Annotated in this window: 6 protein-coding genes; 1 reads left to right on the top strand and 5 read right to left on the bottom strand. The window is 68.3% G+C overall.

Going from position 1 to position 7385, the window contains the following annotated elements:
• Positions 1-3019 (top strand): Rne/Rng family ribonuclease (locus tag ACAH41_RS24935; RefSeq protein ID WP_370538584.1); only part of this gene is annotated, 3019 nt, incomplete at its 5' end.
• Between the two features lie 97 nt (positions 3020-3116).
• Here ACAH41_RS24935 and nagZ read toward each other — a convergent pair.
• The 5 genes from nagZ to era all read right to left on the bottom strand — a co-directional run bounded on the left by nagZ (position 3117) and on the right by era (position 7329).
• Entirely contained in the window at positions 3117-4181 is a 1065-nt protein-coding gene (gene nagZ, locus ACAH41_RS24930) for a beta-N-acetylhexosaminidase (protein WP_325650603.1), read from the bottom strand.
• Complete coding sequence (gene acpS, locus ACAH41_RS24925; protein WP_325650602.1) at positions 4181-4636, bottom strand: holo-ACP synthase; 456 nt, start codon at positions 4634-4636, stop codon at positions 4181-4183. The genes nagZ and acpS overlap by 1 nt, the downstream gene beginning before the upstream one ends.
• Positions 4633-5430 carry a pyridoxine 5'-phosphate synthase gene (locus ACAH41_RS24920; RefSeq protein ID WP_325650601.1) on the bottom strand — a complete coding sequence of 266 codons (798 nt, stop codon included), beginning with the start codon at positions 5428-5430 and terminating at the stop codon, positions 4633-4635. The genes acpS and ACAH41_RS24920 overlap by 4 nt, the downstream gene beginning before the upstream one ends.
• A gap of 49 nt (positions 5431-5479) precedes the next feature.
• Positions 5480-6262: a DNA repair protein RecO gene (gene recO / locus ACAH41_RS24915; RefSeq protein WP_370538586.1), complete on the bottom strand. Its 783-nt coding sequence runs from the start codon at positions 6260-6262 to the stop codon at positions 5480-5482.
• Between the two features lie 83 nt (positions 6263-6345).
• Positions 6346-7329, bottom strand: coding sequence for a GTPase Era (gene era / locus ACAH41_RS24910; protein WP_370538583.1), 984 nt, complete (start codon positions 7327-7329; stop codon positions 6346-6348).
• Between the last annotated feature and the right edge of the window lie 56 nt (positions 7330-7385).

The raw sequence follows: 7385 nt of genomic DNA, 5'->3' as shown, positions 1-7385 counted from the left end.
GCCGGAAGAGCGGCGTCTGGCCATCGTCGACGGGCAGAAACTGCTCGACTTCGAGACCGAGATCGAAGGGCGCGAACAGCGCAAGGGCAACATCTACAAGGCCGTCGTGACGCGCGTCGAGCCTTCGCTCGAAGCCTGTTTTGTCGACTACGGCGAAGACCGCCACGGCTTCCTGCCGTTCAAGGAAATCGCCAAGACCTACTTCCGCGAAGGCGTCAGCGTTCGCGACGCGAAGATCCAGGACTGCATCTCGAACGGCCAGGAACTGCTGGTCCAGGTCGAGAAGGAAGAACGCGGCAACAAGGGCGCGGCGCTGACGACTTTCGTCTCGCTGGCCGGCCGCTACCTGGTGCTGATGCCCAACAACCCGCGTGGTGGTGGCGTTTCGCGCCGCATCGAGGGTGAGCAGCGCGAAGAGCTGAAGGAAAACCTCGACCAGCTCGAATATCCCAAGGGCATGAGCCTGATCGCCCGCACCGCCGGCATCGGCCGCTCGGCGCCCGAACTGCAGTGGGACCTGAACTACATGCTCAAGCTCTGGGAGGCCATCGACGGCGCTTCCAAGGCCGGCAAGGGTGCGTTCCTGATCTACCAGGAATCGTCGCTGGTGATCCGCGCGATCCGCGACTACTTCACGTCGGACATCGGCGAAATCCTGATCGACACCGACGACATCTACGATCAGGCCCAGCAGTTCATGAACCACGTGATGCCGGAATCGGCCTCACGGGTGAAGCGCTACCGCGACGACGCGCCGCTGTTCTCACGCTTCCAGATCGAGCACCAGATCGAAACGGCGTTCAGCCGCACGGTGAACCTGCCGTCCGGCGGCGCCATCGTGATCGACCACACCGAGGCGCTGGTCGCCGTGGACGTCAACTCGGCCCGCGCCACCCGTGGCAGCGACATCGAGGAAACCGCCACCCGCACCAACCTGGAAGCTGCCGACGAAATCGCCCGCCAGTGCCGGCTGCGCGACCTGGGCGGCCTGATCGTGGTCGACTTCATCGACATGGAGGACAGCAAGAACCGCCGCGAGGTGGAACAGCGCCTCAAGGACGCACTGCGCTTCGACCGCGCCCGCGTGCAGTTCTCGTCGATCAGCAAGTTCGGCCTGCTGGAACTGAGCCGCCAGCGCCTGCGCCCGGCGCTGTCCGAAGGCAGCCACATCACCTGCCCGCGCTGCAACGGCACCGGCCACATCCGCGACACCGAATCTTCCGCGCTGCAGATCCTGCGCATCATCCAGGAAGAGTCGATGAAGGAAAACACCGCCGCCGTGCACGTGCAGGTGCCGGTGGAAGTGACCTCCTTCCTGCTGAACGAGAAGCGCACCGAGATCACCAAGATCGAGCTGAAGCAGCGCACGACCGTGCTGCTGGTGCCCAACAAGCACCTGGAGACGCCGAACTACAAGCTGGAGCGCCTGCGCCACGACGATCCGCGCCTGGAAAACCTGCAGGCGAGCTACACGATGATCGAGGAGCCGGACGACGAGGTCTCGATCTCGCGCCGCGAAAAGGCCAAGCCCAAGCAGGAACCGGTGATCAAGGGTGTGCTGCCCGACCAGCCTGCCCCGATCGCCGCGCCGGTTGCGCCCCCCGTGCCGGCTGCCGCCGCACCGGTGGCTGCTCCCGCTCGTGCACCAGCCCCGGCGCCGGCACCCACACCCGCTGCAGGTGGCGGCTTCTTCGGCTGGCTGAAGAACCTGTTTGGCGGCGCCCCGGCGCCTGCACCGGTCAAGCGGGCAGACAGCGACACCGCCAACAAGCCTGGCCCCAGCGGCCGTGACGGCCAGCGCGACGGCAACAAGCCGCGCGGCGCCGGCCAAGGCGGTGGCAATGGCAACGGCCGCCGCAACGAACGCGGTGAACGTGGCGAGCGCAATGAACGCGGCCCGCGTGATGGCGCCGGCAAGCCGGAGCAAGCCCGCGAAGGCCAAGGTGCCCGCCAGGGTGGCCGCGGTGAAGGCGCAGCGCGCCCGGACGGCAGCAACAAGCGCCGCGAAGGTGGCCGCGAGGCACGCGAAGGGCGCGAAAACCGCGAAGGCCGAGACGGCAATCGCCGCGGCGAACGCACCGACGTGATGGCGTTGGACGCTGGCGGCACGCCGCCAGTGGCCGAGCGCGGTGACCGCAAGCCGCGCGGCGAGCGTCCGGAACGGGGTGAACGGGGCGACCGCGCAGAGCGCGGTGCCGAACGCGGCGAGCGCACCGAGCGCCCGGCACGTGAACCGCAAGCGCCGGTGAGCGACGAGACCTTGTTGCAAGCCCAGACCGCCGAGGCCGCACTGGCCGCAGGCGGTGCCGATGCCGAATTGCCAGCCGGCGAAGCGGGCAGCGATGCAGACCGCGAAGGCCGCCGCCGCCGCCGCCGCCGTGGTGGCCGTGGCCGTGACGGCGAACGCGGCGAAGCTGGCGCAGCGTCTGAAGACGGTGTGAACGACGAAGGCGAAGCCGGCGGCAATGCCGACGAAGCGGTCGAAGCGAATGTCGAAACGGACGAACCCGCCGGCACCGAAGACGGCACCCGCCGCCGCGGTGGCCGCAACCGGCCACGCCGCGAGCGCAACGAGGCCGGCGAAACCGTGGCCCAGGGCGAGACCGATGGCGACGCACCGCAAGCCCGCTTCGAACCGTCTGCAGCCCCGGTGGAAACCGCGCTGACTGCTGCGCCGGAAGCTGTGGTCGAAGTGCCCGAAATGGCCGCGCCTGTGGTGCTGGCCAAGGTCGCAGCGCCAGTCGCCGCCCCGGTGGCCGCGCCGGCCCCGGTGCACTTCGAGCTGCCGATGGACGACCTGCAGCGCATCGCCGAAGGTGCAGGCCTGACCTGGGTCAACTCGGACGTGGACAAGATCCAGGCGGCGCAAGCTGCCATCGCCGCCGAACCGAAGCCGGTGCACGTGCCGCGCGAACGGCCGCCGGTGGTACTTGCCGACGAAGGCCCGCTGGTGCTGGTCGAGACCCGCAAGGACCTGAACCAGGTGCACCTGCCGTTCGACGCTTCGGCTTCCAACTGAAGCCGGCCCCCCGCGCCGCCTGAAGCTGCGCGGGCATGAAAAAGCCGCCGGGTCGTGAGGCCGGGCGGCTTTTTTTCGCTTGATCGAAACGTTGGGTTCAGCCTTGCAGGCGCTCCAGTGCCAGCTGGTAAGGCGCGTGGTGCATCAGCTCATCCCAGGGCAGCGGCGTGGTGGCCGGAAACAAGGCCGCGCGGCGGCTTTCGGCCAGCGGGTCGGCCTGCCAGCGCCCCTTCGCCTGCGCTTCGCTCACGCCGTCCAGCAGCGCGTCCAGCGGCGCACCACCATCCACCCGCGACTGGTTGCACAGCAGCACCTGGTCGCAGCCGGCGTTCAGCGCGGCAATTGCCGCTTCCGTCGGGCTGACCAGCTGGCCGCGCAACCAGCGACCGCCTTCCATGCTGAGGTCGTCGCTGATGATGGCGCCGGCATAGCCGAGCTGGCCCCGCAGGATGTCCTGCAGCCAGGTGGCCGAGTAACCGGCCGGCAGCTCATCCACCTTGGGATAAATGATGTGGGCCGGCATCACGGCGGTCAGCGAGCCCGAGAGCCAGCCATAAGGCTTGGCGTCTTCGGCCAGGATGGCTTTCCTCGAGCGCTTGTCGACCGGCTGCGCCACATGGCTGTCGGCGGTGGCGTAGCCGTGGCCGGGGAAGTGCTTGCCGCAGCTTTGCATGCCGGCCTGCAGCAGGCCCAGCATCAGGCTTTGCGCCAGCAGCGTGGCGACACGCGCATCGCGGTGGAAGGCCCGGTCGCCGACGACTTCGCTGCGGCCGTGGTCCAGGTCCAGCACCGGCGTGAAGCTGAAGTCCACGCCGCAGGCACGCAGCTCGCTGGCCAGCACGTGGCCGGCGGCACTGGCCGCCGCGGTGGCGCGCATGGCATCTTTCATCCACAGCTCGCCGTAGTGGCGCATGGCCGGCAGGTGGGTGAAACCATCGCTGCGGATGCGCTGCACACGGCCGCCTTCGTGGTCGATGGTGACCAGCAGGTCCTCGCGGATGGCCTTGACCTCGGCCACCAGCTCGGTGAGCTGGCGCCGGTCCTGCCAGTTGCGGGTGAACAGGATCAGCCCACCGGTCAGCGGATGCGCCAGGCGGCGGCGGTCGTTGGCGTCCAGCGTGATGCCGGCGATGTCGAGGATGACGGGGCGATGGTCGCTCATCAAGATGGCTTGGTGAAAGAAGAGGAAGGCATGCAAGGCGGCGGGGCGGCGTCGTCGCGACCAGGATCGGTCTCGACGACCACGAAGCTGGAAACGTAGTCGGTCTCGTCGCTGAGTGTGACGTGGGCGCGCCAGCCGCGAGCGGCAAACCAGTCGGCGAGGCCGCCATTCAGCCGGATGAAGGGCTGGCCGCTGGGGTGGTTCAGGATCTCGCAGGCGCGCCACGTCATGGGCATGTGCAGGCCCAACCCGATGGCCTTGGAGAAGGATTCCTTGGCCGAAAAGCGCGTGGCCAGGTAAGCGAGGCCCCGCGATTCGACACGACCGCGACGGTGCTGGAAGACCTGCCATTCGGCCGGCCCCAGCACCTTCTCGGCAAAGCGATCACCGCGGCGCTGCAGCGTGGCGACGATGCGGCGGATGTCGCAGACATCGGTGCCGATGCCGACGATCATTTCGATTGCGAGGCTTGGTGAATGCAAGCCAGGTAGGCGCGAACCGTCTCGGCATAGCCCAGTTCCAGCGCATCGGCGATCAACGCGTGGCCGATCGACACCTCCGCGGTGCCGGCAGCCAGGCGCAGGAACTCCGCGAGGTTGTCGCGGTTCAGGTCGTGGCCGGCGTTGACGCCCAGGCCGGCAGCCAACGCGGCCTTGGCAGTCGCCTCGAAGGCCGCACCTACCTCGGCCTGCCGCGGCGTGCCAAACGAACTCGCCCAGGTCTCGGTATAGAGCTCGACCCGGTCTGCACCAGCCGCGCGGGCATGCGCCATCGCGTCGGGCAGCGGGTCCATGAACAAGCTGACGCGCACACCCAAAGCGTGGCATTCGGCGATCAGCGGACGCAGCGTGTCGGCATCGGCCGGCAGGTTCCAACCGTGATCGGAGGTGAACTGCCCTTCGCTGTCGGGCACAAAAGTGGCCTGGTGCGGGCGCACGGCGCGCACGAAGTCCATCAGGTTCTGCAGCGGATTGCCTTCGATGTTGTATTCGACCTGCGGCCACTGCTCACGCAGCATCGCGGCCAGCTCATGCACGTCGCTGCCGCGGACGTGGCGCTCGTCCGGCCGCGGATGCACGGTGATGCCTTGCGCGCCGGCCTGCAGCACCAGCTCGGCGGCCCGCAGCACGCTGGGAATGCCCAGGTGGCGGGTGTTTCGCAGCAGCGCGACCTTGTTCAGGTTGACCGACAGCGCGGTCAGGCCAGCCAGTGGATGGGCGGCGGCTTCGGGGGCAACGAGTGGATTCATCGGGGTGGGCGCGAACGGCGGGAAGGCGGTCGGGGAACGCAGCGGTCGGTCAGCCGCGCGGCGAGGGCCGGTCCATCAGCTGCTGCGCGTCGATCATCACGTCGCGTGTGCGCAGCCGGGGCGAGCCCAGATGATAGTGAAGCAGGCCGCGCAAGGTCGTCTTGAGGGCCGGCAGGTTGTCGGCACACAGGCGTTGCAGCCGCCCCATCTCGCCAGCATCCAATGCCTGCTGGAGGGCCAGCAGCTGGCGGCCGGCCAATGGCGCTTCGCCTTGCGCTTGGGCGATCAGGCCCAGCTCGGGCCGCAGCTGGTAGGCTGCATCGGCGGCCAACGCGGCGCCGTTGCCCGTCAGCCGGTCCAGTTGCGGCAGCAGGCCGATCTCGCGCAGCAGCACGATCTCGAAGGCGCGCAAGGCCGCCTGGGTCAGCGTGTCGTCGGCCGCAGCCAGCGCCGGCATCGAGGCGGCATAGGCGTCGAACAGCACCGGGTGCGGGTCGTGCCGGGCCAGCAGCTTCATCAGCAGCTCGTTCAGGTAGAAGCCGGAGAACAGTGCGGCGCCAGAGAGCATGGGCCCGCCGCCTGCCCATTCGGCGCTGCGCAGCGTCAGCACGTCGGCAGTCTCGTCACGCGATGGCCGACTGGCGGCGACCAGCAGGCGCTGGAACGGCAGCAGCACTGGCCGCAGCTGCGAATAAGGCCGCTTGGCCCCTTTGGCGGCCACGGTGATGCGCCCCTGCTCGCGGCTGAAGATGTCCAGGATCAGGCTGGTCTCGCTCCAGTCGTAGCGGTGCAGCACGTAGGCAGGCGCGGGTGCGTTGCGGCTGCGTGGCAGCGCGGCGGTCTTGGCACGGCTGCGCGCACTGGCTGCAGCCCGCGGCTTGGCCTTGACCGGGCCGCCAGCGTCCGCCGGCACGGTCATTCGTAGCCGTAGCTGCGCAGGTGTTCTTCGGTTGCAGCCCAGCCGGAGCGCACCTTGACGAACAGTTCCAGGAAGACCTTGGCCTCCATCAGGCGCTCCAGTTCCTGGCGCGCCTCGCTGCCGATGCGCTTCAGGCGCTCGCCGCCTTCGCCAATGATCATGCCCTTGTGCGCGTCGCGCTCAACGACGATGGTCGCGGCGATGCGGCGCAGGTTGCCCTCTTCCTTCCACTGGTCGATCACGACGGTAGAGGTGTAGGGCAACTCGTCGCCGGTCAGGCGGAACAGCTTCTCGCGGATGATCTCGCTGGCGAGGAATTTCTCGCTGCGGTCGGTCAGCGCGTCTTCTTCGTAGAACCAGCCCTGCTCGGGCAGGTAGGGCTTCAGGATGGCAAACAGGCGGTCCACGTCGCTCTGCTTCTGGGCCGACATCGGCACGAACTCGGCGAAGGCATGCCGGTCCTGCATGCTCTTGAGCCAGGGCAGCATGTCGTTGCGGCGCTGGACTGCATCGAGCTTGTTGGCGATCAGCACCGTCGGCTTGCCTTCGGGCACCAGCGCCAGCACCTTGGCGTCTGCCATGCCGAAGCGGCCGGCCTCGACCAGGAACAGCACCAGGTCCACGTCGCCCAGCGTCGACTGCACGGTGCGGTTCAACGTGCGGTTCAGCGCGTTGGCATGCTGCATCTGGAAGCCGGGCGTGTCGACGAAGACAAACTGTGCCTCCTCGACCGTGCGCACGCCAGTGATGCGGTGCCGCGTGGTCTGCGCCTTCTTCGAGGTGATGCTGATCTTCTGGCCCACCAGCGCATTCATCAGCGTGGACTTGCCAACATTGGGCCTGCCGACGATCGCGATCAGGCCGCAGCGCTGGCCATTTGGATTCGCGGTATCGGCATCGGCGGCGCTCATTGCGGTAGCCGGGGTTGCGCTGTCGTCAACGGCGTCGTCCAGCGATGGCAACGGAGGAATGGGGGGCATGTCTGGGTCCACGGCGGGATTCTGAGGGCAAAGGGCCGGCGACGCAAAAGCCGCGC

Source organism: Ideonella sp. (assembly GCF_041287625.1).
GTDB lineage: Bacteria > Pseudomonadota > Gammaproteobacteria > Burkholderiales > Burkholderiaceae_C > Ideonella.
This window is presented reverse-complemented; position numbering and strand designations above follow the sequence as displayed.